Below are 23,738 nucleotides of genomic sequence, written 5' to 3'. Positions count from 1 at the left end.
GATCGTCAAGCGGCCTGACGCATTTCGTTTTCCCCGAGCCGCCACGGCAGACAAAAAAATACCCTGACGAGTCAGGGTATAGGCGTTACATGCTTTAAACCATAAACCGGCTGGTGGAGCGGACCAGCCTGTCAAAGGGTATGACGGGCTGGTTGCGGGAAAGTTCAGCGGGTAGCAAAAAAAAATTAGCGATGGTTCTCGCGTACGACGCGTTGCTTCTCGCGATCCCAGTCGCGCTCTTTCTCGGTCTGCCGTTTGTCGAAGTCCTTTTTGCCGCGTACCAGGGCAATTTCGCATTTGACCAGGTGACCCTTCCAGTACAGCGCGAGCGGGACGCAGGCGAAGCCCTTGGCCTGTACGCCATTGACCAGCTTGTCGAGTTCGCGTGCGTGCAGCAGCAGTTTGCGGGTGCGGGTCGGGTCGGCGATGACGTGCGTGCTGGCGGTCTTCAGTGGCGTGATGTGGGCGCCCAGCAGAAAGGCTTCGTTGTTCTTGAGCAGGATGTAGCTATCGACCAGCTGCACCTTACCCTCGCGCAGGCTCTTTACTTCCCAGCCGGTCAGTGCGATGCCGGCTTCGAAGCGCTGCTCGATGAAATAGTCGTGTTTGGCCTTTTTGTTCAGCGCAATGGTGCCGCTGTTGGCCGGGGATTTCTTTTGCTTGCTCATAGGCGCGTCAGTATACCTGTAGTTTCCTATGCTGTATCGGCGGATTTTGTGGGTGGAGGGCTTTCATGCCTGCGGCGATTTGACCTTGTGGTGATTGGTTAAAATCTGGACAATGCGTTCCTTTTTTCGGGTACTCCGGGACTCTTTATGAGCAAAGACGCTGTCTCCATTCACGGGATCTGGGCAAGCCGCTGGGTCTTCATTCTTGCGGCAACCGGATCTGCCGTAGGCCTCGGCAACATCTGGAAGTTCCCTTACATGACAGGTGTATATGGCGGTGGCGCCTTTGTTCTGGTCTATCTGATCTGCATCTGTCTGATCGGTTTGCCGGTGATGCTGGCCGAGACCCTGCTGGGACGGCGCGGCAGACAGAGCCCGGTCAATACGCTGAAGACGCTTTCCCGATACTCGAACGCTTCGTCCGCCTGGTCCTGGGCTGCGGTGATGGGGATGACTGGTGCGCTGCTGATCTTGTCCTTTTACAGCGTGGTAGCCGGCTGGGCGCTCGATTATATCGTTGGCATGGTGCGCGGTGAGTTTGCCGGCATTGACGGTGACGGTGCGGGGCAGCGTTTCGGCAGCCTTGTCAGCGACCCGGTTCGGCTGACGGTGTGGCATACGCTATTTATGCTGCTCACCGGTTGGGTGATTGCCAGGGGTGTGGTGGCGGGCCTTGAGCGCACGCTGCGGATTCTGATGCCGATGCTGTTTGTACTGCTGGTGGCGCTTCTGGGGTACAGCCTTACCACGGGTCATTTCATGGAGGGTGTGCGCTTTCTGTTCGAGTTTGATCTGGCCAAGGTGCCTGACGGTATTCTGGCCGCCATGGGGCACGCATTCTTTACCCTGAGCGTGGGTGTCGGCTCGATCATGGTGTTCGGCGCCTATATGCCGCGCAAGGCGTCCATTGGATCGACAGTGCTGACGGTTGGTCTGCTGGATACGGTCGTAGCACTAACCGCGGGAATGGCCCTGTTTCCGGTGGTGTTTGCCGCCGGGCTGCAGCCCAATGAAGGGCCTGGCCTGATGTTTGTCACGCTGCCAATCGCCTTTGGCAATATTGCCGGCGGTAACCTGTTTGGTGTTGTGTTCTTTGTGCTGGTAACTGTAGCGGCCTGGAGTTCGGCGATTTCCATGCTCGAGCCGGCAGTGGCGTTCTGGATTGAGCGCAGTGGTCGCAGTCGTGTGTGGGTGACCTCGGTGATTGCGCTGCTCTGCTGGGTAGTTGGCCTGGGTACGGTGCTGTCGTTCAACGTGCTGGCGGATGCGCGGTTCTTTGTGTCCGATGCTGACGGTTGGCACCTGTTCCGCTGGACCAGTGAGGGCGGCATGACGTTCTTTGAATCGATTGATTATCTGACCAGCCGCATCATGCTGCCTCTGGGTGGTCTTCTGTTTGTGCTGTTCGCAGGCTGGGTGCTGGACCGCGATGTATTCCGCGATGAGCTGGCGTTGAAGTATCGCCGCCTGTTCCCGCTCATCTATTCGCTGTTACGCTATGTAGCCCCTGCGGGGATTCTGATTATCCTCGTCACCGAACTGACCAAGTGAAGATTGCATGACCCACATTCAGCGCTCGGCTTTGTTGCCGTATCCGGCCAGCCATCTGTACAACCTGGTTAACCGGGTTGAACGTTATCCGGAGTTTTTGCCCTGGTGCTCCGGTGCGACCGTTCTCAGTGAGACTGACACCGAGATGTGTGCCCGTCTGGACATTGCCAAGGCCGGCATGAGCCAGGCCTTTACTACCCGAAATGCTTTGGTGCCGGGCGAGCGCATTACGCTACGTCTGGTGGATGGCCCGTTCAGCGATTTTCGTGGTGCCTGGGAGTTCAAGGCGCTTGGTGATTCGGCGTGCAAGATCACTCTGGATCTGCATTTCGAGTACGCCGGCGCCCTGGTCAAGGCGACGCTGGGGCCGTTGTTCAATCAGGCAGCCAATGCAATGGTGGACGCCTTCTGTCAGCGGGCCAAGGAGACCTGGGGTGGCTGAGAAGACCATGGTGGTGGAGGTGGCCTATGCGCTGCCCCACAAGCAGAAGATTGTGACGCTTAATGTGCCCGAGGGCACCAGCATGCTGGACGCCGTGCGTCTGTCCGGCATGGAGCAGCACTTCCCCGAGCTGGATCTGGAAAGTGCCCCGCTGGGTATTTTCGGCAAGGCCGTCCCCAAACCTGCAGAGCGGGTGCTGCAGTCAGGAGAGCGGGTGGAAATATATCGTCCGCTGATTGCGGACCCGAAGGAAGTGCGCAAGCAGCGCGCTGCCAAGGCCAAGGCGGCCAAGACGGAAGACTAGTCGCGGGGGCAGGAAGGGGAGGCGTCGGACGCTTCCCCTTTAGTGCGTTGGCTATTCGCCTGTGCCGAGTGGAGCGCCCAGGTCGACGGGATAGGTTTCGACGGTGTCGGAGCTCATGATTTCCTCGTCCTGGCTCTGACCTGGCATGAAGTCGCCGGAGAGGCCGACCAGGCGATTGTCTTCAAAGTTCAGGCTGATGCGTTCCTGCACGCGCGTGCTGTGTCCCGATTCCATGCTGTACAGGTAATCCCAGCGGTTGGGGTGGAAGGTGTCCTGGATCAGCGGAGTGCCCATAATGAAGCGCACCTGGCGGGTGGTCATGCCGGGGCGGAGTTGGTCAACCATTTCCTGGGTGACAACGTTGCCTTGCTGGATATCGATCTTGTAAATGCCGGGGACCACGCCGCAGCCACCCAGAAGGCCGATAGAGACACTGCATAACAGCATGAAAAGGATTCGATTAAAGCTTTTTCGCGTCACGTGCTAACATCCGCTATCTTTGGAATGGCTGTATTGCCCTGATCATACCCGACTCATCCCGCCCTGCGAAGCGCTGAACGAGAATAGTGACATGGTTGAAAATCAAGAACTCCGCAAAGCTGGCCTGAAGGTCACGTTACCTCGGGTTAAGATCCTGCAAATGCTCGACGGTTCGAACGAGCGTCACATGAGTGCCGAGGACGTCTACAAGGCTTTGATGGAGGCGGGCGAGGACGTTGGCCTGGCCACCGTCTATCGCGTGTTGACGCAATTTGAAGCGGCCGGACTGGTCGTGCGCCACAACTTCGACGGCGGACACGCCGTGTTTGAGCTGGCCGACGGCGAGCACCACGACCACATGGTCTGTGTTGACTCTGGTGAAGTGGTCGAGTTCTTCGATCCTGAAATCGAGCGCCGTCAGCGCGAAATCGTCAAGGAGCACGGCTTCGAGTTGGTTGACCACAATCTGGTGCTGTATGTGCGCAAGGCTGGCGGCAAGTAACGTCAGATTGGACAAGTGCTGATTTTTTGGTGCAAAAAAACCGGGCCAGGCCCGGTTTTTTTATATCTGCTCAGTGTGCAACGCTGAGCAGCTTGCGGGCGTGGGCCAGTGATTCGTCGGTCAAGTCGACGCCGCCAAGCATGCGGGCGACTTCCTGTACGCGGGCGTTATCGTCCAGCTGGTCAATGCAGGTGCGTGTGCTGTTGCGGGTTTGCTGTTTGCGTACAAACAGGTGCTGATGCCCCTGAGCGGCGACCTGCGGCAGGTGGGTGACTGTCAGTACCTGGCCGCGCGCGCCAAGTTGGCGAAGCAGCTGGCCAACGATCTCGGCGGTCGGGCCGCCGATACCCACATCGACTTCGTCAAACACCAGTGTGGGAACGCGTGACGTCTGTGCGGTGATGACCTGAATGCCGAGGCTGATGCGTGACAGTTCGCCGCCAGATGCTACCTTGGCCAGCGGTTTGGCGGGCTGGCCGGGGTTGGCACTGACCAGGAACTCGACGGTTTCCAGCCCGGTTACCGGGTAGCTGTCAGCGTCCAGCGGTGTCAGCTGCAGCTCGATTCGGCCACCGGGCATGCCCAGGCGCTGAATTTCCTGAGTTACTGCCTTGGCGAGTTTGGCTGCTCCCTTGCTGCGCTGTGCTGACAGTTTCTCGCTCAGTTGGCGATAGTGGGCCTGGTAGGCAACCAGTTCTTCCTGCAGGCGCTCTGCGTCGGCAGCTTGTTGCTGCTGGCCTTCCAGTTCGTCGATCAGCTGCTGCTGCAGTGCGGGCAGCTCCTGCGGCTGAATACGGTGCTTGCGTGCCAGGTCATAAATGGCGCTGAGGCGTTCTTCCACGTACTGCTGGCGTTCAGGGTCGGCCTCGAAGTGGTCGAGGTAACGGGTCAGTTCGCCGACTGCTTCCTCGATCTGAATCTGTGCGCTGGCGAGCATGTCGCTGGCTTCACCCAGTTGCGGGCTGTGGCTTTTAAAGGCGTCCAGCCGACTCAGGCTGGCGGTCAGGGCTTCCAGCACGCTGCCTGCGTCATTTTCGCTGCAGATGTTGATGACTTGCTGGCAGGAATGCAGGATCTGGTCTGCGCTGGCAAGCTGACGCTGCTCGTTCTCCAGTTCGTCCAGTTCGCCGTCCTGCAGGCTCAGATTGTCCAGTTCGTCCAGTTGGTAGGTCAGCAGCTGCTGGCGAGCGGCCTGTTCTTCGCTTTGCTGGCTGGCCTGGCGTAGCGCCTTCTCGGTCTGGCGGCAGCGCTGGGCAGCCAGTTGAACCTGTCTCGCGAGTTCGCCGGCGCCGGCGTACTCGTCCAGCAGGCGTCGATGGGTATCGGTTTTCAGCAGCGACTGGTGCTCATGCTGGCTGTGAATGTCGATCAGCATTTCGCCGAGGGCACGCAGGTCCTGCTGGGGGCAGGGTGCGCCATTGATGTAGCCTCGTGAGCGGCCTTCGGCGGTGATCACGCGCCGGAGGATAACCTGGTCGTCGTCCTGCGTCAGGTCACGCTCATCGAGCCACTGGCGGGCTTCGGGAATGTCGCGAATGTCGAAGGTGGCGAGGATGTCGGCCTTGTCGGCGCCGGGGCGCACCGCGCCGCTGTCGGCGCGATCGCCAAGGGTGAGGGCCAGTGCATCGAGCATGATGGATTTGCCTGCACCGGTTTCGCCGGTAATCACGCTCATGCCGCCGCCCAGCTCGAGTTCCAGGGTGTCGACGATGGCGTAGTTGTTGACCGCGAGGTGGATCAGCATGGCGCGCTCCCGAGAAAATTGTTCTGGTTGTTTATACAGTAGTTTGCTTTGTGGCGACAAGTCCCCGCAATAGCATGAGCACACTGATTGATATTGACCCTTGAAGCTGTGTGGACTGTCCCCATATAGGTTGCCAGACGCGATCGGCGAGGCTGGTCGTTCATCATTGACTGCGTGTGCGGCGATTGCGCGCAAAGACACGCCCACCCTATGACAGGAGAAAGACATGGCAGAGGAACAGAGACCGGATCTGCAGGATCAGGACGACGTGGTCGATCAGACCGTTGCGACGCCCGAAGGCGATCTTGCCGCGCGCGTAGCGAGTCTGGAAGAACAGCTGGCTACCGCTCAGGATCAGGCTCTGCGGGCGGCGGCTGATGTGCAGAATGCGCGTCGCCGTGCCGAGCAGGATGTCGAGAAGGCGCACAAGTTCGCGCTGGAGCGTTTTGCCAATGATCTGCTGCCGATCATCGATAGTCTTGAGCGCGGCCTGGAGTTGTCCAATGCTGATGATCCGGCGATCAAGCCGATGCGCGAGGGTATTGAGCTGACCCTGAAGATGTTTGCCGACACCCTGGCGCGGTTCCAGGTAGTCCCGGTTCAGCCTGAGGGCGAGCCCTTCAATCCTGAACTGCATCAGGCCATGGCGATGGAAGAAAGTACCGCGGTTGAGCCGAACACCGTGCTCAAGGTGTTCCAGAAGGGTTACACCCTCAGCGGTCGCCTGTTGCGCCCGGCCATGGTTGTCGTCAGCAAGGCCCCGGCGGCGGGTGCCGCGCCCTCGATTGACGAGCAGGCTTGAAATTGATTTGGCAGCCCCCATCAAGGGCTCAAGCATAGTTGAACAGCGCCGCAGACCAAGACGCGGCAGTCAGATTCGGAGAGAAACTTATGGGCAAGATTATCGGTATCGACCTGGGGACCACCAACTCCTGTGTCTCTATTCTGGAAAACGGTTCCGCCAAGGTGATCGAGAACGCTGAGGGTGGTCGTACCACGCCGTCCATCGTCGCCTACACCAACGACGGTGAAACCCTGGTTGGCCAGTCGGCCAAGCGTCAGGCGGTTACCAACCCGCAGAACACCCTGTACGCGGTCAAGCGTCTGATCGGCCGCCGTTTTGAAGAAGACGTCGTACAGAAAGACATCAAGCTGGTGCCGTACAAGATCGTCAAGGCCGACAACGGTGACGCCTGGGTTCAGGTAAATGACGAGAAAATGGCTCCGCCGCAGGTGTCTGCTGAAGTACTGAAGAAAATGAAGAAGACCGCCGAGGATTACCTTGGTGAACCGGTTACCGAAGCGGTTATCACCGTGCCGGCCTACTTTAACGACAGCCAGCGTCAGGCCACCAAAGACGCCGGCCGCATCGCCGGTCTGGAAGTCAAGCGCATCATCAACGAGCCGACCGCAGCTGCTCTGGCCTACGGTATGGACAAGGCGCGTGGCGACTCCACCGTTGTCGTATACGACCTGGGTGGCGGTACCTTTGACGTGTCCGTAATCGAAATTGCCGAAGTTGACGGCGAGCACCAGTTTGAAGTGCTGGCCACCAATGGTGACACCTTCCTGGGTGGTGAAGATTTCGACATGCGTCTGATCGACTACCTGGCAGACGAGTTCAAGAAAGAGAACGGCGTTGACCTGCACAACGATCCGCTGGCGCTGCAGCGTCTGAAAGAAGCGGCTGAAAAGGCCAAGATCGAGCTGTCTTCCAGCCAGCAGACCGACGTCAACCTGCCGTACATCACTGCAGATGCGTCCGGTCCGAAGCACCTGAACGTCAAGGTGACGCGTGCCAAGCTGGAGTCGCTGGTTGAAGACCTGATCAAGCGCAGCATCGAGCCCTGCCGCATCGCGATGCAGGATGCCGGCCTGGATGTGTCTGACATCAACGACGTTATACTGGTTGGTGGTCAGACTCGCATGCCGCTGGTGCAGAAGACCGTTGCCGAGTTCTTCAATAAGGAGCCGCGCAAGGACGTTAACCCGGACGAAGCGGTCGCTATCGGTGCCTCCATTCAGGGTGCGGTGCTGGCCGGTGACGTGAAGGACGTGCTGCTGCTGGACGTTACTCCGCTGTCGCTGGGTATCGAAACCATGGGTGGCGTGATGACTACGCTGATCGAGAAGAACACCACCATCCCGACCAAAAAGTCGCAGGTGTTCTCGACTGCAGACGACAACCAGACGGCGGTGACCATTCACGTGCTGCAGGGTGAGCGCAAGCAGGCGAGCCAGAACAAGTCGCTGGGCCGTTTCGATCTGGCCGACATTCCGCCGGCGCAGCGTGGCGTGCCGCAGATTGAGGTCAGCTTCGACATCGATGCCAACGGTATCCTCAACGTGTCTGCCAAAGACAAGGCAACCGGCAAAGAGCAGTCCATCGTGATCAAGGCGTCCTCTGGTCTGTCGGATGACGAAATCGAGAAGATGGTGCGTGATGCCGAGGCCAACGCTGAGGAAGACCGCAAGTTCGAAGAACTGGTAACCGTGCGCAACCAGGCCGATCAGCTGGTTCACGCGACTCGCAAGACCCTGACCGAGGCGGGCGACAAGGCGACTGATGAAGAGAAGGCCGCCATCGAAACGGCGCTGAGCGATCTGGAAGCTGCGATCAAGACCGGCGACAAGGAAGAGATCGAGGCCAAGATCAACGCGTTGTCCGAGACATCTGGCCCGCTGGTCCAGAAGATGTATGCCGAACAGGCTCAGGCTGGCAAGGGTGAAGACCCGGCAGCAGGCGCGGAGTCCGGTAACGATGCGGACGACGTGGTCGACGCCGAGTTCGAAGAGGTCAAGGACAACAAGTAAGTCCTTGATGAACCGGGTAGGGTGGTGCACCGACGGCATGTCCGGTGTGTTGCCCTCCAACTCTGCCTGGCAACGCGGGAGCTTCTCCCGCGTTGCCGTTTGTGCCGGGTGTCTCTGTAAGGGAAGTCGAACACATGTCCAAGCGTGATTATTACGAAGTGCTGGGGGTCGAAAAGGGCGCCAGCGAGGCCGAGCTGAAAAAGGCCTATCGCCGTCTGGCGATGAAATATCATCCGGACCGTAACCCGGATGACGAGAATGCCGAAGAGAGGTTCAAGGAAGCGACCGAAGCCTACGAAGTGCTGACCGACGCCAACAAGCGCGCCGCCTACGATCAGTATGGTCACGCCGGCGTGGATCCGAACATGGGTGGCGGTGCCGGTGGTTTTGGTGGCGGCGGCGCCAACTTCTCCGATATCTTCGGCGATGTATTTGGTGACATTTTCGGTGGCGGCGGCGGTCGTGGCCGTTCCAGCGTGCAGCGCGGCAGTGACCTGCGTTACACCCTGGAGCTGGATCTGGAAGAGGCGGTGCGCGGTACCACGGTCACCATTCGTGTGCCGACTCTGGTTGCCTGCGAAACCTGTGATGGTAGCGGTGCGAAGAAGGGCACCACGCCGACAACCTGTACCACCTGCGGTGGTCATGGTCAGGTACGCATGCAGCAGGGCTTCTTCTCGGTGCAGCAGACCTGCCCGCGCTGTCATGGTACCGGCAAGATGATTACCGATCCGTGCAAGGACTGCCACGGCAATGGTCGTGTAGAGAAGCAGAAGAACTTGTCGGTCAAGGTTCCGGCCGGTGTGGATACCGGTGACCGTATCCGCCTGGCAGGTGAAGGTGAGGCCGGTGTTAATGGCGGCCCTGCCGGTGATCTGTATGTGGTTGTTTCGGTGCGCGAGCACAAGATCTTCCAGCGTGACGGCAAGAATCTGTACTGTGAGGTGCCGATCAGCTTCGTCGATGCGGCACTGGGCGGAGAGCTTGAGGTGCCGACCCTGGACGGTCGGGTCAAGCTGAAGATTCCCGAGGGCGCGCAAACCGGTAAGCTGTTCCGCCTGCGCGGCAAGGGTGTGACGCCAGTGCGTGGTGGTTCGGCCGGTGATCTGCTCTGCCGGGTGGTTGTCGAAACGCCGGTCAACCTGACCAAGCGTCAGCGCGAATTGCTCGAAGAGCTGCGTCAAACACTTGAGGCCGAAGGCTCGAGTCAGTCGCCTCGTGCCAAGAGCTGGTTTGATGGTGTGAAGAACTTCTTCGAAGACATGAAATTCTGAGGCAGGTGCGCAAGATGAGACGGATTGCGGTAATTGGCGCTGCCGGGCGCATGGGGAAGACGCTGATCGAGGCAATCGGTCAGACGGAAGGTGCTGCGCTGACGGCGGCGATTGAGCGCCCTGACAGTTCGCTGGTGGGCGCTGATGCGGGTGAGTTGGCCGGTTTCGGTCGCTTGGGCGTTGCGATCAGTGGTGACCTCAAGCAAGTGGTCGACGACTTTGACGTGCTGATCGACTTCACTCATCCGACCACGACGCTGGTGAATCTGCAGATTTGCCGTGATGCAGGCAAGGCGATGGTGATCGGTACTACGGGTTTCTCCGAGGCTGAAAAGGCGTTGCTCGCCGAGGCCGGCAAGCAGATCCCTATCGTCTTTGCGCCCAACTTCAGTGTTGGCGTGAACCTCTGTCTCAAGCTGCTGGACATGGCTGCGCGGGTCATGGGGGATGAGGCTGATGTCGAGGTTATCGAGGCGCACCACCGTCACAAGGTCGACGCTCCATCTGGAACGGCCCTGCGCATGGGGGAGGTTGTTGCCGATGCGCTCGGTCGCAATCTGGCTGACGTGGCTGTTTATGGGCGTGAAGGGCAGACCGGGGCGCGTGACCCCAAGACCATTGGTTTTGCGACGGTTCGCGCCGGTGACGTGGTCGGAGATCACACCGTGCTGTTTGCGACCGAGGGTGAGCGGGTAGAAATTACCCACAAGGCCTCCAGTCGGATGACCTTTGCCAAGGGTGCGGTACGTTCGGCGATGTGGCTTGAGGGCCGTGGCGCGGGCCTGTTTGATATGCAGGACGTGCTCGGCTTCAAGGGCTAGACGGCGGAATGATGCACAAAAAAGGGTGGCCATGATGGCCACCCTTTTTTGTTCCTGCCGCCTTAGTTGGTGCTCACGCTGGCCTCGGCCAGGTTGGCCTGTTCACGAGCCAGTTCATCGAGTGTCTGGGTGTTCTTGGTCAGGTAGAACGCGGCGATGGTGGGTACCCAGTCGGCGTGATGGTTGATCAGGCGCGGCTGGATGAAGCTGTACTGCTTATCCAGGCGGTCAAAGGTGTCCTTGTGTTCAGGCATCAGTTGCTTGAGCTGATTTGAGCCCTCGTTGATGCGGTTGTCCAGCTCGACAAACAGGCCCTCGCGGCTGGGCAGGAAGTACACGCCAACCGAACTGAACATGTTGTTTTCATACAGCAGCAGAATGCGGCTGGTCTCGATGCTCTGGCGTTGCAGGGCAACCAGATTATCCGGACTGCCTGCGACTTCCGCTTCATAAAGCTCTGCGGCGGCATTTTCGAGGTTGCCGTGTGCCATCATGATGCGATTGACGGTGGCCAGGCTGTAGTGCGCCTGGTCCTCGGGCAACGCTTCCAGTTCCCGGATCAGGGTCACCAGCTCGCTGTAGAGCGGGCGAAGGTTGCCGGGGTTGTTCATCTGGCGCAGCAGCGAGTCCATTTGCTGCAGTGCGGAGTTGTAGATTTCGCGGTTGCCTGGCTCACGAACGCGCTCGTAGAGGTTGTTGTCGATCAGCAGGTAGGTTCCGGCCTTGAAGGCTTCGCTGCGGAACTCATGCAGCTGTTGCAGACGTTGCGGGTCGGCGTAGGCGAGTGAGGCAATAAGCAGCAGTGGCAGCACCAGCAGGCGTTTCAAGAGCGTTGGCATGGTGAGGGTCCCCGAGTCCTTTGGTTTTTCTTGTGTTATCCGGCGCCAGGGAGGCGTCCGGTTTTGACGGTCTGCGCCGTCTGGCGTGGGCTCCTGCCCATTTTCATACACCGGCTGTTGTAACACAGAGTTGTGCGAGATTGAAGCGATTGCTGGGCGGTGATCGCGACTGCCTGCGGGAAGAGCTGGGCGTTGCGGTGTGGATATTTTGGCCTCATGTGTTTAAACTATTGCGCTAATCTGTCTATTCAGCGCGTATCTGACAATGCCTTTGCAAGCGGGATGTTGTGTTCAGCACCACATTCCCGCTTTTGTGCAGCCCGCGTTTGGTGAAATGTGTCAGTTCTTTCGGAGGTTTTCTTGTCCAAGCCAGCCATTCTCGCACTCGCCGACGGCAGTATTTTCCGCGGTGAGTCCATCGGCGCCGACGGTTCCAGTGTTGGTGAGGTCGTGTTCAATACGGCCATGACCGGTTATCAGGAGATCCTTACCGATCCCTCCTATGCGCGTCAAATCGTGACCCTGACCTACCCGCACATCGGCAACACCGGCGTGACCCCTGAGGATGTCGAGTCCGACGCAGTTCAGGCTGCCGGTCTGGTGATTCGTGACCTGCCGCTGCTGGCCAGCAACTGGCGCTGCAAGCAGTCTCTGGACGGGTATCTGCGTGAAAACAACATTGTTGCCATCGCCGGTATCGACACCCGTCGTCTGACCCGGATTCTGCGCGAGAAGGGCTCGCAGAATGGCTGCCTGCTGGCCGGAGACGATATCTCCGAGGAAAAGGCGCTTGAACTGGCGCGCAGCTTCCCTGGCCTCAAGGGCATGGATCTGGCCAAGGAAGTGTCGGTCAAGGAAAGCTATCAGTGGCGCTCCAGTGTCTGGAATCTGGAGACCGATAGTCATCCCGAGCTGTCCGATGCCGAGTTGCCCTACCACGTTGTTGCCTTCGATTACGGCGTGAAATTCAACATTCTGCGCATGCTGGTTGCGCGCGGTTGCCGTCTGACTGTGGTGCCCGCGCAAACGCCGGCCGCCGACGTGCTGGCCCTGAACCCGGATGGCGTGTTCCTGTCCAACGGCCCGGGCGACCCGGAGCCATGTGACTACGCCATTGCTGCGATCAAGGAAATTCTGGAAACGGACATCCCGGTATTTGGTATCTGTCTCGGTCACCAACTGCTGGCACTGGCCTCCGGTGCCAAAACCGTCAAGATGGGTCATGGTCACCATGGCGCCAACCATCCTGTTCAGGATCTGGATACCGGTGTGGTGATGATCACCAGTCAGAACCACGGCTTTGCGGTGGACGAGACCAGCCTGCCGGCCAACCTGCGGCCGACCCACAAGTCGCTGTTTGACGGCACCCTGCAAGGTATCGAGCGCACCGACAAGGCGGCCTTCAGCTTCCAGGGCCACCCCGAGGCGAGCCCGGGTCCGCACGATGTGGCACCGCTGTTCGACCGTTTCATCGACGCCATGAAAAAACGCGCCTGAACCCCGGTACACCTAGGATTTGTAAACGACTATGCCAAAACGTACAGACATTAAAAGCATTCTGATCCTCGGCGCCGGCCCTATCGTCATCGGTCAGGCCTGCGAGTTCGACTACTCCGGTGCTCAGGCCTGCAAGGCCCTGAAGGAAGAAGGTTTCCGCGTCATTCTGGTCAACTCCAACCCGGCGACCATCATGACCGACCCGGCCATGGCCGATGCCACCTACATCGAGCCGATCAAGTGGCAGACTGTTGCCAAGATCATCGAGAAAGAACGCCCGGACGCGCTGCTGCCGACCATGGGCGGCCAGACCGCGCTGAACTGCGCACTGGATCTGGAGAAGCACGGCGTGCTGGAGCAGTACGGCGTGGAGATGATTGGTGCCAACGCCGACACCATCGACAAGGCCGAAGACCGTTCGCGCTTTGACAAGGCGATGAAGGCCATTGGTCTGGAGTGCCCGCGCTCCGGTATCGCGCATACCATGGCTGAGGCCTACGGTGTTTTGGAGCAGGTCGGCTTTCCGTGCATCATCCGTCCATCGTTCACCATGGGTGGTACCGGTGGTGGTATCGCCTACAACCGTGAAGAGTTCGAGGAGATCTGCAACCGTGGTCTGGACCTGTCGCCGACCAACGAGCTGCTGATCGACGAGTCGCTGATCGGCTGGAAAGAGTACGAGATGGAAGTGGTCCGCGATAAGAAGGATAACTGCATCATCGTCTGCTCGATCGAAAACTTTGACCCGATGGGTGTTCACACCGGTGACTCCATTACTGTCGCGCCGGCCCAGACGCTGACCGACAAGGAATATCAGATCATGCGTAACGCCTCGCTGGCGGTACTGCGTGAGATTGGTGTCGAGACAGGTGGCTCCAACGTGCAGTTCGGTATCTGCCCGAACACCGGCCGCATGGTCGTCATCGAAATGAATCCGCGGGTGTCGCGCTCCTCGGCGCTGGCCTCCAAGGCCACCGGTTTCCCGATTGCCAAGATTGCCGCCAAGCTGGCTGTCGGCTACACCCTGGACGAGCTGCAGAACGACATCACTGGCGGTCGCACGCCGGCCTCCTTTGAGCCGTCCATCGACTACGTGGTTACCAAGATTCCGCGTTTCGCGTTCGAGAAATTCCCCAACGCCGATGCGCGCCTGACTACTCAGATGAAGTCGGTGGGTGAAGTGATGGCTATTGGTCGCACCTTCCAGGAGTCCGTGCAGAAAGCACTGCGCGGCCTGGAAGTGGGCGTCTGCGGTTTCGACCCCAAGGTCGATCCGGCTGCCGACGACGTAATGACCGAGCTGACCCGCGAGCTGACCGTCCCGGGTGCGGATCGCATCTGGTACGTGGCTGACGCGTTCCGCGCCGGCATGACCCTGCAACAGGTGTTTGATCTGACCAAGATTGATACCTGGTTCCTGGTTCAGATCGAGGACCTGGTCAAGGAAGAAGAGCGGGTCAAGACGCTGGGGCTGGCCGACATCGACTACAACCTGATGTTCCGCCTCAAGCGCAAGGGCTTCTCTGACCTGCGTCTGTCGCAGTTGCTGGCCGTGAGCGAGAAGAGCCTGCGTCGTCATCGTCACAAGCTGAACGTGCTGCCGGTTTACAAGCGCGTTGACACCTGTGCGGCCGAGTTCGCCACCGATACCGCCTACATGTATTCGACTTATGAGCAAGAGTGCGAGTCCAATCCGTCCAGCCGTGACAAGATCATGGTGCTGGGTGGTGGGCCGAACCGTATTGGTCAGGGCATCGAGTTTGACTACTGCTGTGTTCACGCTGCACTGGCGATGCGTGAAGATGGTTACGAAACCATCATGGTCAACTGCAACCCGGAAACCGTTTCCACCGACTATGACACCTCGGATCGTCTGTATTTCGAGCCGGTGACCCTGGAAGACGTGCTGGAAATCGTTCGCGTCGAACAGCCCAAGGGTGTGATCGTGCAGTACGGTGGTCAGACGCCGCTCAAACTGGCGCGCGCGCTGGAAGAGGCCGGCGTGCCGATTATCGGTACCAGCCCTGAGGCGATTGACCGCGCCGAAGACCGTGAGCGCTTCCAGCAGATGGTTGAGCGCCTGGCACTGCGTCAGCCGCCGAATGCGACTGCGCGCAGCGAAGACGAGGCTCTCGCACTGTCCAAGCGCATCGGTTATCCGCTGGTGGTGCGCCCGTCCTACGTACTGGGCGGGCGGGCGATGGAAATCGTCTATCAGGAAGAAGAACTCAAGCGCTACATGCGCGAGGCGGTCAAGGTGTCCAACGACAGCCCGGTGCTGCTGGATCACTTCCTGAACTGCGCCATCGAAGTGGATATTGACGCGGTCTCTGACGGCAAGGATGTGGTGATCGGGGCGATCATGCAGCACATCGAACAGGCTGGCGTGCACTCCGGCGACTCGGCGTGCTCGCTGCCGCCGTATTCGCTGCCGGCGAACATCCAGGACGATATTCGCGAGCAGGTGCGCAAGATGGCACTGGAGCTGGGCGTGGTCGGCCTGATGAACGTGCAGATGGCGGTGCAGGGCGAGGACATCTACGTGATCGAGGTCAACCCGCGCGCCTCCCGTACCGTGCCGTTCGTATCCAAGTGCATCGGTCAGTCGCTGGCCAAGATTGCTGCCCGTGTCATGGCAGGCAAGACGCTGCAGGAACTGGGCTTCACTGAAGAGGTGGTGCCGCCGTACTTCAGCGTTAAGGAAGCGGTGTTCCCGTTCGCCAAGTTCCCCGGCGTAGACCCGATCCTCGGCCCTGAAATGAAGTCCACCGGTGAGGTAATGGGTGTGGGTGACAGCTTCGGTGAGGCGTTTGCCAAGTCCCAGCTGGGTTCTGGTGAAGTGCTGCCGACCAGCGGCACCGTGTTCATCAGTGTGCGTGAAGACGACAAGCCGCTGGTGGTCGATGTTGCCCGCGATCTGATCGACCTGGGTTTTGAAGTGGTTGCGACCGCCGGCACTGCCAAGGTGCTGGAAGCGGCCAACCTGCCGGTACGTCGCGTGAACAAGGTGACCGAAGGGCGTCCGCATATTGTCGACATGATCAAGAACGACGAGATTGATCTGGTGATCAACACCACCGAAGGTCGCCAGTCGATTGCCGATTCCTATTCGATTCGTCGCAACGCACTGCAGCACAAGGTCTACTCGACTACCACCCTGGCAGGTGGCGAGGCGGTCTGCACTGCACTGAAATTTGGCCCGGAGCGCGCAGTGCGTCGTCTCCAGGATTTACACAAAGGTATCTGAGTTATGAAGTACCCGATGACCAAGCAGGGCGCAGAAGCTCTCGAAGTCGAACTCAAGCACCTCAAGAGTGAGCTGCGGCCGCAGATCACTCAGGCGATTGCGGAAGCTCGCGAGCTCGGCGATCTCAAGGAAAATGCCGAATACCACGCCGCGCGCGAGCAGCAAGGTATGGTCGAGGCGCGTATCCGTGACATCGAAGGTCGCCTGTCGAATGCGCAGGTGATCGACGTGACCACTATCCCGCATACCGGAAAGGTGATCTTTGGCACCACGGTGACCATTGCCAATGTCGAAACTGACGAAGAGGTGGTTTACCAGATCGTTGGTGATGACGAGGCTGACATCAAGCAGCGCAAGCTGTCGGTCAATTCACCCATCGCCCGCGCCCTGATCGGCAAGGAAGAGGGTGAGATTGTCGCGGTGAAAACACCGAGCGGTGTGGTCGAATACGAGATTGTCGAGGTCCAGCACCTGTGACGCCGGCGGCTGTCGGTAGTGGTCCCCGGTATGGCGGCCGCGTGGTCTGGCAGCTGCTGCTGACCCTCTGGGTCGGTTCGGTATGGAGTCTGCACTTTGTCTTTTTGCCGGCGCTGGAACAGTCCGGCCTGGCGCCGTTGCTTGTTGACGATGCCGCCCTGACCCTGCGCCCGGCGGTACTGGGCATCAGTGCGGTGGCAATGCTGCTGCAACTTTTTGTGCTGGTAGTGCGTGTGCGCGGAGCCATTTGGCGTGATGTGCGGGCCCAGGTTCTCGTTCTGGCGCTGGCGGCGGTGGGGGCATTTTTCCTGTTCCGCGGCGCAGGCAATCAGCTGTTGATGCTGATGAGTTATCTGGTGGTGGCGTTCGCCGGTCTGGTGCTGGCGGTGCAGCCACGACCGGACGAGTCGTCGGGTGATAGATAAGGCAAACGGGGCCGAAGGGCCCCGTTGCTTTTTCAGAAGCCCTGAAAACGTTTCAGGTTGGACAGGTTGGCGTTGGGCTTCTTGGCCCGGCGCAGCAGGATTGCCATCTTGCCGATCACCTGAACCAGTTCGGCACCGGTCTGGCTGCAAGCCTCGGCAATCAGCGCCTGTTTGGCCTCGCGATCACTGACGGTAACCCTGATCTTGATCAGTTCGTGGTCGTTCAGAGCGCGGTCCAGTTCGGCCAGGACGCCTTCGCTGACACCCTGTTCGCTGATGATGACGATCGGCTTCAGGTGATGGCCGATGCGTTTGAGGTCTTTTTTCTGTGCGGAGCTGAGCGCCATAATGTTCCGTATGAAGATTCAAATGAGTGTTGATGCACTAGTTTAACCGGCGGCGTGATCCGCTGCACGAGGTATTCCGTGGCACAGTCCAAGACAAGCAAGCGTTGGCTCAAAGAGCATTTCGATGACCCGTTCGTAAAACAGGCCCAGAAAGATGGCTACCGCTCGCGCGCAAGTTACAAGTTGCTGGAGATTCAGGAGCGCGACCGCATTCTGAGGCCGGGCATGACCGTGCTGGATCTGGGGGCGGCCCCGGGCGGCTGGTCGCAGGTCGCGTCGCGTCTGATTGGTGAAAAGGGGCGCATCATTGCATCCGACATTCTGGCCATGGATAGCATTCCCGACGTCACCTTCATCAAGGGCGATTTTACCGAGGATGCGGTATTTGAGCAGATTCTCGCTGCCATTGGTGATGCCCCGGTCGACCTTGTTATTTCCGATATGGCCCCCAATATGAGTGGGACGCCAGCAGTTGATCAACCGCGCGCCATGTATCTGTGCGAGTTGGCACTCGACATGGCCTCGCGCGTGCTCCGGCCCGGCGGCGATTTTTTGATCAAGGTGTTTCACGGAGAGGGTTTCGATGAGTATTTCCGTGAGATGCGGGGTCAATTCGACAAGCTGCTGACGCGTAAACCCGATGCCTCGCGTGGCCGTTCGCGCGAGACCTACCTGCTGGCCCGCGGTTTCAAGGGTGGTGAACGCTGATCCGTGTGCAGCGAATCGGAACCGGAGCTTGCCCCGGGTGGTCTGTGAGGTGGCTGTTACATAGCGGGTTACACTGAAGCCAATGCCGAGGTGACCTAAACTGGTGTAATGTTGGCAGGTGGTTAAAAGACTCAGCAAGGCGCCCGCGGTCGTGCAGCGGGGCAAGAGGGTAGCAAATTGAACGATATGGCGAAGAACCTCATCCTGTGGTTGATCATTGCCGCGGTACTGGTCACGGTGATGAACAACTTCAGCAAGACCAGCGAACCGGATACGCTGAATTATTCACAGTTTCTGGAACTGGTGGAGAATCGCCAGATCGAGCGAGTGACTGTGGATGGATACATCATCACCGGTCGTGAGCGCAGCGGGGATACCTTCAAGACCGTGCGTCCGGCCATCCAGGACAACGGCCTGATCGGTGATCTGCTGGATAACGATGTCATCATCGAGGGCAAGCAGCCGGAGCAGCAAAGCATCTGGACGCAGCTGCTGATCGCCAGCTTCCCCATTCTCATCATTATCGCCATTTTCATGTTCTTCATGCGGCAGATGCAGGGCGGTGCCGGTGGTCGCGGTGGCCCGATGAGCTTTGGCAAAAGCAAGGCGCGCATGCTGTCCGAAGATCAGGTGAAGACGACGTTCGCTGACGTCGCGGGCTGCGACGAGGCGAAGGAAGACGTGCAGGAACTGGTTGAGTTCCTGCGTGACCCGGGCAAGTTTCAGCGCCTGGGTGGTCATATTCCGCGCGGTGTGCTGATGGTTGGTCAGCCTGGTACCGGTAAGACCCTGCTGGCGAAGGCGGTTGCCGGTGAAGCCAAGGTGCCTTTCTTTACCATTTCCGGTTCCGACTTCGTCGAGATGTTCGTCGGTGTGGGTGCGTCCCGGGTGCGCGACATGTTCGAGCAGGCCAAGAAGCACGCGCCCTGCATCATCTTTATCGATGAGATCGATGCGGTCGGCCGTCACCGTGGTTCCGGAATGGGCGGCGGTCATGACGAGCGCGAGCAGACTCTGAACCAGTTGCTGGTCGAGATGGATGGCTTTGAGCCGAACGACGGCATTATCGTGATTGCCGCGACCAACCGCCCTGATGTGCTTGACCCTGCGTTGTTGCGCCCCGGCCGTTTCGATCGTCAGGTGGTGGTGGGTCTGCCGGATATCCGCGGCCGCGAGCAGATTCTCAAGGTGCACATGCGCAAGGTGCCGCTGGGCGAGGATGTGAATCCGTCGCTGATCGCGCGCGGTACGCCGGGCTTCTCCGGTGCTGATCTGGCCAACCTGGTCAACGAGGCTTCGCTGTTCGCTGCGCGCTCCAACAAGCGTCTGGTGGAGATGAGCGAGTTCGAGATGGCCAAAGACAAGATCATGATGGGCGCCGAGCGCAAGTCGATGGTCATGTCCGACAAGGAAAAGCTGAACACGGCCTACCACGAGTCCGGTCATGCCATTGTCGGGCGTCTGGTGCCCGAGCATGACCCGGTCTACAAGGTCACCATCATTCCGCGCGGTCGTGCGCTGGGTGTGACCATGTTCCTGCCGGAAGAGGATCGTTACAGTCTGTCCAAGCGGGCGTTGACCAGTCAGATTTGCTCGCTGTTCGGTGGCCGTATCGCCGAGGAGATGACGCTGGGCTTTGATGGTGTGACCACCGGTGCATCAAACGACATCATGCGGGCAACCCAGTTGGCCAAGAACATGGTGACCAAGTGGGGCTTGTCTGAAAAGCTGGGTCCTCTGCTCTATGCCGAGGACGAGGATCAGGGCTTCCTTGGGCGCTCCAGCGCTGGCGGTCTGGCTGGTGTCTCCGGTGAAACCGCCAAGCAGATCGACGAAGAGGTGCGTCGCATCATCGACGAGAGCTACGCCACTGCCCGCCGTCTGCTGGAAGAAAACCGTGACAAGCTGGACATGATGGCTGAAGCCTTGATGAAGTACGAAACCATCGATACACAGCAGATCGACGACATCATGGCAGGGCGCGTGCCCCGTGAGCCGAAGGACTGGCAAGGCGATGACAAATCCGGGCCCGGCGCTGTAGTAACGCCCGACGATGCCAAGTCGGATGTCGTTGATACTCCCAAGGGCTCCGGTCCGATCGGCGGACCTGCCGGGGAGCATTGAGGGCCTGATGCGTTCTGACAGCAATAGCTCCCGTTTGCCTTGCGGCATTCGGGAGCTTGATCTTTCTCGTGCCCATGTCATGGGCATTCTCAATGTTACGCCTGACTCCTTTTCCGACGGTGGCCGTTACAATCGTCTGGATGCTGCGTTGCTGCATGTCGAGCAGATGATTGGCGCAGGAGCGTCCCTGATCGATGTTGGGGGGGAGTCCACTCGCCCCGGCGCTGCTGTAGTCTCCGTTGAGGAGGAGCTGCAGCGCGTGGTGCCGGTAGTTGAGGCTATCGCTGCTCGCTTTGACGTGGTGATTTCGGTTGATACCAGTACGCCCGAGGTGATGGTGGCGTCGGCCGCAGCCGGTGCGGGGCTGATCAATGACGTCCGTGCGCTCGAGCGTCCCGGTGCGCTCGAGGCCGCGCGCGATACCGGGTTGCCAATTTGCCTCATGCACCGCCAGGGCGAGCCGGATACCATGCAGCTCGCGCCGCGCTACGCCAGTGTGCTGGATGAGGTGAATGCGTATCTGCAGGCTCGGGTCGAGGCCTGCGAGGCAGCCGGCATTATCCGTCAGAGATTGATCCTTGATCCCGGGTTTGGTTTTGGCAAGACCCTGGAGCACAATCTGGGATTATTTGCGCGTTTGCGCGATCTGCGTCCGGCCGGGCTACCGCTGCTGGTGGGCGTGTCCAGAAAAAGCATGATTGGCCAGGCGCTGGATCGGCCGGTTGATCAGCGTCTGTATGGTGGTCTTGCCCTGGCGGCCCTGGCGGTGGATGCCGGTGCGGCGATTTTGCGCGTGCACGATGTCGCTGAAACGGTCGATGTGGTGCGCATGGTTGAGGCGGTTAAAAGCGCCCGTCAGTCCTAACAATTTCAAGCGGCAGAGTCAGTTAATGGAAAAACGTTATTTTGGCACCGATGGCATTCGCGGCCGGGTAGGCAGTGCGCCGATTACCCCCGAATTCATGTTGAAGCTGGGCTGGGCTGTTGGCACGGCCTTTCGGCATCACGGTGCCTGTCGCGTGATTATCGGCAAGGATACGCGTATCTCGGGTTATATGTTCGAGTCGGCGCTGGAGGCGGGGCTGTCTGCGGCCGGTGCCCATGTTCAGCTGCTGGGGCCAATGCCTACACCCGCGATTGCCTACCTGACGCGTACCTTCATGGCTGACGTCGGTATTGTGATCAGTGCCTCTCACAATCCGTTTTACGATAATGGCATCAAGTTTTTCTCGTCGGTTGGCAGCAAGTTGCCGGACAGTCTGGAGCTCGAGATAGAGCGGCTGGTAGATGAGCCCATGACCGTGGTTGACTCTGCCCTGCTCGGCAAGGTGTCCCGCGTGGAAGATGCCTCCGGCCGCTATATCGAGTTCTGCAAGAGCAGTGTGCCTACCAGCACCAGTTTCAAGGGGCTGAAAGTGGTGCTCGACTGCGCTCACGGTGCAACTTACAAGGTGGCGCCGAGCGTGTTTCGCGAGTTGGGTGCCGACGTCAGGGTGATCGGCGCGAGCCCTGACGGCCTGAATATCAATGCCGATGTCGGGTCAACCCACCTGGCCGCGCTGAGGTCCGCCGTGGTCGCCGAGGGGGCGGATTTGGGTATCGCCTTTGACGGCGATGGTGATCGGGTGTTGATGGTTGATCAGTCTGGCAATGAGGTGGACGGTGATCAGCTGCTGTATATCATCGCGCTCGACCTGCACGAGCGCGGCTTGCTGCGGGGCGGAGTGGTTGGCACCCTGATGACCAATCTCGGGCTTGAGCTGGCGATGAAGGCGCGTGGTGTCGAATTTGTGCGGGCCAATGTCGGGGATCGGTATGTTATGGCCGAGCTGCGTCAGCGCGAGTGGATACTTGGCGGCGAATCTTCCGGCCACATCGTCTGCCTGCATCACACCTCGACCGGCGACGGCATTATTGCTGCGCTTCAGGTGCTGAAGGCGCTGCAGCGGTCGGGGCTCTCCCTGGAGCAAGCCTGCGCAGGCATGCAGAAGTGTCCGCAGAAGCTGATCAATGTGCGCTATGCGCCGGGTGCCGGGTCGCCGCTGGAGCAGCAGGCGGTCAAGGATGCGGTGTCGCAGGCCGAGGCCCGTCTCGGCGACGCCGGTCGAGTGCTGTTGCGTCTGTCCGGTACCGAGCCGCTGGTGCGGGTTATGGTCGAAGGTCAGGTCGCCGCGCAGGTTGAGCACGAAGCTGCGGCGCTGGCCGATGTTGTTACGCGGATATTAAACGGATGAAAAAGGCAGTTGTGTCACCGATACAACTTGGTTAAGATTGGCGCCCGCTTGGGTAGAGAGGTTTGGCATGCGACGTCCGCTAGTTGCCGGCAACTGGAAAATGCACGGTTCTCGGCAGTCTGTAGATGCCTTGCTGAATGGCCTGGTCGAGCAGGAGTGGCCTGAAGGGGTCGAGCTGATGATTGCTCCCCCTGCGCTGTATATCGATCGGTGTGTAGATCGTCTGCAGGGCTCGCCGCTGTCGGTGGGAGGCCAGACCTGTGCCACGCAGGCTGAGCCAGGCGCGCTGACTGGTGAGATATCGCCGGCGCAACTTCGGGATGCAGGATGTGGTTATGTCCTCGTTGGTCATTCCGAGCGCAGGACCCTGTTCGGCGAGTCCGATGCAGTGGTCTGTAAAAAGTTTGCTGCTGCGCTTGCGTGTGGATTGCGGCCCGTATTATGTGTTGGCGAGAGCCAGGCTGAGCGGGATGCCGGTCAGACAGCTGATGTGGTTGCGCGGCAGTTGCAGGTTATCCTCGATGCCTTTGGTGTTGGTGGTCTGGCAGAGGGCGTAGTTGCGTATGAGCCTGTGTGGGCTATCGGAACTGGCTTGACTGCGAGCCCTGAGCAGGCTCAGGATGTGCACGCCATGATTCGAGCCAGGCTGGCGATGCTGGATGACGCGCAGGCACAAGATGTGCGGATTGTTTATGGCGGTAGTGTGAAGGCGGACAATGCAGAGGCGTTGTTCTCCATGCCGGATATCGACGGGGGGCTCATTGGTGGAGCTTCTCTGAACGCGGAAGAATTCGGTGCGATCGCTCGCGCCGCTGGACGAGTGTAATGATTGAGACCGTGATTGTAGTGCTGCACCTGCTGGTTGCCATTGCCGTAGTCGGCCTGGTTCTGATGCAGCAGGGCAAGGGTGCGGAAGCGGGAGCCTCCTTTGGTTCCGGCGCCTCGGCGACCGTATTCGGCAGTCAGGGTTCGGGCACCTTTCTGAGTCGCGTGACTGCGATTCTGGCTGCGGTGTTCTTTGTGACTTCTCTGGGGCTGGCTTACTATGCCAGCCACAAGGCGGACGCGGCCATTGAGGCTGGTCTGCCGGCTCCGGCCCTGCAGGTTGAGCAGCAGGCTCCGGCGCTGATTGACGAGGATGTGCCGGTGCTGGAGCAGGACGTCGCTCCAACGGATGTGCCGGAGTCGATTGGGGAAGAGATTCCGCCGGCGGCTGAATAAGCCTCGGCGCTGGTAGTAC

At 59.6% G+C, this 23,738-nt stretch carries 22 protein-coding genes and 1 pseudogene; 18 read left to right on the top strand and 5 right to left on the bottom strand.

What is annotated here, in order from left to right:
- Positions 1–185: 185 nt before the first annotated feature.
- Positions 186–668 (bottom strand): SsrA-binding protein SmpB, encoded by a 483-nt coding sequence (gene smpB, locus ACZ5WQ_RS11500; RefSeq protein WP_088276359.1) that lies wholly within the window; start codon positions 666–668, stop codon positions 186–188.
- Positions 669–815: 147 nt separating this feature from the next.
- Here smpB and ACZ5WQ_RS11495 point away from each other — a divergent pair, with 147 nt between their 5' ends.
- From ACZ5WQ_RS11495 to ACZ5WQ_RS11485, 3 genes are read left to right on the top strand one after another with little or no spacing between them, the layout of a single operon-like run.
- Positions 816–2,219: a sodium-dependent transporter gene (locus ACZ5WQ_RS11495; protein WP_088276360.1), complete on the top strand. Its 1,404-nt coding sequence runs from the start codon at positions 816–818 to the stop codon at positions 2,217–2,219.
- Positions 2,220–2,226: 7 nt separating this feature from the next.
- A complete protein-coding gene (locus ACZ5WQ_RS11490) occupies positions 2,227–2,661 on the top strand; it encodes a type II toxin-antitoxin system RatA family toxin (protein WP_228246835.1) in 435 nt (144 codons plus the stop codon).
- The gene (locus ACZ5WQ_RS11485; RefSeq protein WP_464382344.1) at positions 2,654–2,965 is read left to right on the top strand and encodes an RnfH family protein; all 312 of its coding nucleotides are present in this window, start codon (positions 2,654–2,656) and stop codon (positions 2,963–2,965) included. The genes ACZ5WQ_RS11490 and ACZ5WQ_RS11485 overlap by 8 nt, the downstream gene beginning before the upstream one ends.
- An 87-nt stretch (positions 2,966–3,052) precedes the next feature.
- Here the strand turns inward: ACZ5WQ_RS11485 and ACZ5WQ_RS11480 are convergent.
- A pseudogene (locus tag ACZ5WQ_RS11480) lies at positions 3,053–3,412 on the bottom strand (outer membrane protein assembly factor BamE); the annotation flags it as partial.
- 124 nt (positions 3,413–3,536) lie between these two features.
- Here ACZ5WQ_RS11480 and fur point away from each other — a divergent pair.
- Entirely contained in the window at positions 3,537–3,947 is a 411-nt protein-coding gene (gene fur / locus ACZ5WQ_RS11475) for a ferric iron uptake transcriptional regulator (protein ID WP_088276365.1), read from the top strand.
- A gap of 70 nt (positions 3,948–4,017) precedes the next feature.
- Here the strand turns inward: fur and recN are convergent, their stop codons facing one another.
- Positions 4,018–5,691, bottom strand: a complete 1,674-nt coding sequence (recN, locus tag ACZ5WQ_RS11470; RefSeq protein WP_269688574.1) for a DNA repair protein RecN — start codon at positions 5,689–5,691, stop codon at positions 4,018–4,020.
- A gap of 226 nt (positions 5,692–5,917) precedes the next feature.
- On the opposite strand from recN, the gene grpE reads away from it, so the two are divergent.
- From grpE to dapB, 4 genes are all read left to right on the top strand, one after another.
- Complete coding sequence (grpE, locus tag ACZ5WQ_RS11465; RefSeq protein WP_285677194.1) at positions 5,918–6,493, top strand: nucleotide exchange factor GrpE; 576 nt, start codon at positions 5,918–5,920, stop codon at positions 6,491–6,493.
- An 89-nt stretch (positions 6,494–6,582) separates the two neighbouring features.
- Positions 6,583–8,505: a molecular chaperone DnaK gene (gene dnaK, locus ACZ5WQ_RS11460; RefSeq protein ID WP_464382343.1), complete on the top strand. Its 1,923-nt coding sequence runs from the start codon at positions 6,583–6,585 to the stop codon at positions 8,503–8,505.
- A 134-nt stretch (positions 8,506–8,639) separates the two neighbouring features.
- Positions 8,640–9,779 carry a molecular chaperone DnaJ gene (dnaJ, locus tag ACZ5WQ_RS11455; RefSeq protein ID WP_464382342.1) on the top strand — a complete coding sequence of 380 codons (1,140 nt, stop codon included), beginning with the start codon at positions 8,640–8,642 and terminating at the stop codon, positions 9,777–9,779.
- Positions 9,780–9,793: 14 nt separating this feature from the next.
- Positions 9,794–10,600, top strand: coding sequence for a 4-hydroxy-tetrahydrodipicolinate reductase (gene dapB, locus ACZ5WQ_RS11450; RefSeq protein WP_233048382.1), 807 nt, complete (start codon positions 9,794–9,796; stop codon positions 10,598–10,600).
- Between the two features lie 62 nt (positions 10,601–10,662).
- Here the strand turns inward: dapB and ACZ5WQ_RS11445 are convergent, their stop codons facing one another.
- Positions 10,663–11,439 carry a hypothetical protein gene (locus tag ACZ5WQ_RS11445; RefSeq protein WP_285677190.1) on the bottom strand — a complete coding sequence of 259 codons (777 nt, stop codon included), beginning with the start codon at positions 11,437–11,439 and terminating at the stop codon, positions 10,663–10,665.
- A gap of 360 nt (positions 11,440–11,799) precedes the next feature.
- Between ACZ5WQ_RS11445 and carA the strand changes: the two genes are divergently transcribed.
- Genes carA through ACZ5WQ_RS11425 form a run of 4 tightly spaced genes read left to right on the top strand, consistent with a single transcriptional unit; the run spans position 11,800 to position 17,085 of the window.
- Positions 11,800–12,936: a glutamine-hydrolyzing carbamoyl-phosphate synthase small subunit gene (gene carA / locus ACZ5WQ_RS11440; RefSeq protein ID WP_464382341.1), complete on the top strand. Its 1,137-nt coding sequence runs from the start codon at positions 11,800–11,802 to the stop codon at positions 12,934–12,936.
- 31 nt (positions 12,937–12,967) lie between these two features.
- Positions 12,968–16,183, top strand: coding sequence for a carbamoyl-phosphate synthase large subunit (carB, locus tag ACZ5WQ_RS11435; protein ID WP_233048379.1), 3,216 nt, complete (start codon positions 12,968–12,970; stop codon positions 16,181–16,183).
- A 3-nt stretch (positions 16,184–16,186) separates the two neighbouring features.
- Positions 16,187–16,660, top strand: coding sequence for a transcription elongation factor GreA (greA, locus tag ACZ5WQ_RS11430; RefSeq protein WP_088276375.1), 474 nt, complete (start codon positions 16,187–16,189; stop codon positions 16,658–16,660).
- 41 nt (positions 16,661–16,701) lie between these two features.
- On the top strand, positions 16,702–17,085 hold the full coding sequence (locus ACZ5WQ_RS11425; RefSeq protein ID WP_285677189.1) for a hypothetical protein: 384 nt from the start codon (positions 16,702–16,704) through the stop codon (positions 17,083–17,085).
- A 32-nt stretch (positions 17,086–17,117) separates the two neighbouring features.
- Here ACZ5WQ_RS11425 and yhbY read toward each other — a convergent pair whose 3' ends face one another.
- Positions 17,118–17,432 (bottom strand): ribosome assembly RNA-binding protein YhbY, encoded by a 315-nt coding sequence (gene yhbY / locus ACZ5WQ_RS11420; protein WP_228246846.1) that lies wholly within the window; start codon positions 17,430–17,432, stop codon positions 17,118–17,120.
- 78 nt (positions 17,433–17,510) lie between these two features.
- On the opposite strand from yhbY, the gene rlmE reads away from it, so the two are divergent.
- From rlmE to secG, 6 genes are all read left to right on the top strand, one after another.
- On the top strand, positions 17,511–18,140 hold the full coding sequence (gene rlmE, locus ACZ5WQ_RS11415) for a 23S rRNA (uridine(2552)-2'-O)-methyltransferase RlmE (RefSeq protein WP_228246847.1): 630 nt from the start codon (positions 17,511–17,513) through the stop codon (positions 18,138–18,140).
- Between the two features lie 186 nt (positions 18,141–18,326).
- Positions 18,327–20,264, top strand: coding sequence for an ATP-dependent zinc metalloprotease FtsH (gene ftsH, locus ACZ5WQ_RS11410; protein WP_373315000.1), 1,938 nt, complete (start codon positions 18,327–18,329; stop codon positions 20,262–20,264).
- A gap of 7 nt (positions 20,265–20,271) precedes the next feature.
- Positions 20,272–21,129 (top strand): dihydropteroate synthase, encoded by an 858-nt coding sequence (gene folP / locus ACZ5WQ_RS11405; RefSeq protein ID WP_228246848.1) that lies wholly within the window; start codon positions 20,272–20,274, stop codon positions 21,127–21,129.
- 25 nt (positions 21,130–21,154) lie between these two features.
- Entirely contained in the window at positions 21,155–22,498 is a 1,344-nt protein-coding gene (gene glmM, locus ACZ5WQ_RS11400; RefSeq protein WP_464382340.1) for a phosphoglucosamine mutase, read from the top strand.
- Positions 22,499–22,565: 67 nt separating this feature from the next.
- Positions 22,566–23,324, top strand: a complete 759-nt coding sequence (gene tpiA, locus ACZ5WQ_RS11395; protein ID WP_228246850.1) for a triose-phosphate isomerase — start codon at positions 22,566–22,568, stop codon at positions 23,322–23,324.
- Positions 23,324–23,719 carry a preprotein translocase subunit SecG gene (gene secG, locus ACZ5WQ_RS11390; protein ID WP_228246851.1) on the top strand — a complete coding sequence of 132 codons (396 nt, stop codon included), beginning with the start codon at positions 23,324–23,326 and terminating at the stop codon, positions 23,717–23,719. Before tpiA ends, secG begins: the two co-directional genes overlap by 1 nt.
- The last annotated feature ends 19 nt before the right edge of the window (positions 23,720–23,738 follow it).

Source organism: Halopseudomonas sp. T1L2 (genome assembly GCF_055397385.1).
The sequence above is the reverse complement of the archived record's forward strand: the minus strand, read 5'-3'. Positions and strand labels throughout refer to the sequence as shown.

Bases quoted from the DNA above. Each gene is read 5' to 3' on its own strand.
- fur (WP_088276365.1), top strand. From the start codon at position 3,537: ATGGTTGAAAATCAAGAACTCCGCAAAGCTGGCCTGAAGGTCACGTTA.
- ACZ5WQ_RS11445 (WP_285677190.1), bottom strand. From the start codon at position 11,439: ATGCCAACGCTCTTGAAACGCCTGCTGGTGCTGCCACTGCTGCTTATT.
- recN (WP_269688574.1), bottom strand. From the start codon at position 5,691: ATGCTGATCCACCTCGCGGTCAACAACTACGCCATCGTCGACACCCTG.
- glmM (WP_464382340.1), top strand. From the start codon at position 21,155: ATGGAAAAACGTTATTTTGGCACCGATGGCATTCGCGGCCGGGTAGGC.
- secG (WP_228246851.1), top strand. From the start codon at position 23,324: ATGATTGAGACCGTGATTGTAGTGCTGCACCTGCTGGTTGCCATTGCC.
- greA (WP_088276375.1), top strand. From the start codon at position 16,187: ATGAAGTACCCGATGACCAAGCAGGGCGCAGAAGCTCTCGAAGTCGAA.
- yhbY (WP_228246846.1), bottom strand. From the start codon at position 17,432: ATGGCGCTCAGCTCCGCACAGAAAAAAGACCTCAAACGCATCGGCCAT.
- ftsH (WP_373315000.1), top strand. From the start codon at position 18,327: ATGGCGAAGAACCTCATCCTGTGGTTGATCATTGCCGCGGTACTGGTC.
- ACZ5WQ_RS11490 (WP_228246835.1), top strand. From the start codon at position 2,227: ATGACCCACATTCAGCGCTCGGCTTTGTTGCCGTATCCGGCCAGCCAT.
- dnaJ (WP_464382342.1), top strand. From the start codon at position 8,640: ATGTCCAAGCGTGATTATTACGAAGTGCTGGGGGTCGAAAAGGGCGCC.
- dnaK (WP_464382343.1), top strand. From the start codon at position 6,583: ATGGGCAAGATTATCGGTATCGACCTGGGGACCACCAACTCCTGTGTC.
- grpE (WP_285677194.1), top strand. From the start codon at position 5,918: ATGGCAGAGGAACAGAGACCGGATCTGCAGGATCAGGACGACGTGGTC.
- dapB (WP_233048382.1), top strand. From the start codon at position 9,794: ATGAGACGGATTGCGGTAATTGGCGCTGCCGGGCGCATGGGGAAGACG.
- ACZ5WQ_RS11495 (WP_088276360.1), top strand. From the start codon at position 816: ATGAGCAAAGACGCTGTCTCCATTCACGGGATCTGGGCAAGCCGCTGG.
- carB (WP_233048379.1), top strand. From the start codon at position 12,968: ATGCCAAAACGTACAGACATTAAAAGCATTCTGATCCTCGGCGCCGGC.
- tpiA (WP_228246850.1), top strand. From the start codon at position 22,566: ATGCGACGTCCGCTAGTTGCCGGCAACTGGAAAATGCACGGTTCTCGG.
- smpB (WP_088276359.1), bottom strand. From the start codon at position 668: ATGAGCAAGCAAAAGAAATCCCCGGCCAACAGCGGCACCATTGCGCTG.
- folP (WP_228246848.1), top strand. From the start codon at position 20,272: ATGCGTTCTGACAGCAATAGCTCCCGTTTGCCTTGCGGCATTCGGGAG.